The organism is Microcoleus sp. K1-B1 (assembly GCF_036704705.1).
Lineage (GTDB): Bacteria > Cyanobacteriota > Cyanobacteriia > Cyanobacteriales > Microcoleaceae > Microcoleus.
The window spans coordinates 1-1052 of the sequence record NZ_JAUBSH010000214.1; the positions used below are offsets into that span (position 1 = coordinate 1).

Here is a 1052-nt window from a genome sequence, read left to right on the forward strand (position 1 = left end):
ATGACAATCGCAGTCGGACGCGCCCAGACCGAAAGAGGCATCTTTGATGTCCTCGACGACTGGCTCAAACGCGATCGCTTCGTCTTCGTAGGCTGGTCTGGCATCCTGCTATTCCCCTGCGCCTACCTAGCCATCGGTGGCTGGTTAACAGGCACCACCTTCGTCACATCCTGGTACACCCACGGTTTGGCAAGTTCCTACCTCGAAGGAGCCAACTTCCTTACCGTAGCCGTCTCCACCCCAGCCAACAGCCTCGGACACTCCCTGCTGTTCCTGTGGGGCCCCGAAGCACAGTGGGACTTCACCCGCTGGTTCCAACTCGGCGGTTTGTGGACATTCGTAGCCCTCCACGGCGCCTTCGCACTGATCGGCTTTTGCCTGCGTCAGATTGAAATCGCCCGTTTAGTCGGCATCCGTCCCTACAACGCCCTAGCATTCACCGGCCCCATCGCCGTGTTTGTTTCGGTGTTCCTGCTTTACCCCTTGGGTCAATCAGGCTGGTTCTTCGCCCCCAGTTTCGGCGTCGCAGCAATTTTCCGCTTTTTGTTATTCCTGCAAGGCTTCCACAACTGGACGCTCAACCCCTTCCACATGATGGGCGTTGCAGGCATCTTGGGCGGTGCGCTGTTGTGCGCCATCCACGGTGCAACCGTAGAAAACACCTTGTTTGAAGACGGCGAAGGCTCGAACACCTTCCGCGCCTTCAACCCAACTCAGTCAGAAGAAACCTACTCGATGGTTACAGCCAACCGTTTTTGGTCGCAAATCTTCGGAATTGCCTTCTCCAACAAACGCTGGTTGCACTTCTTCATGCTGTTCGTACCTGTCACAGGCTTGTGGATGAGCTCCATTGGCATCGTCGGTTTAGCATTAAACCTGCGCGCCTATGACTTCGTATCACAAGAATTACGCGCTGCTGAAGATCCTGAGTTTGAAACGTTCTACACTAAGAACATTCTGCTTAACGAAGGCATTCGTGCTTGGATGGCTCCGACAGACCAACCCCACGAAAACTTCATCTTCCCTGAAGAAGTTCTGCCTCGCGGTAACGC

Annotated in this window: 1 protein-coding gene; it reads left to right on the top strand. The window is 54.9% G+C overall.

Annotation, left to right across the window (positions count from 1 at the left end):
- A partial coding sequence (gene psbD, locus QUA83_RS30480) for a photosystem II D2 protein (photosystem q(a) protein) (protein ID WP_333297950.1) occupies positions 1 to 1052 on the top strand: 1052 nt, incomplete at its 3' end.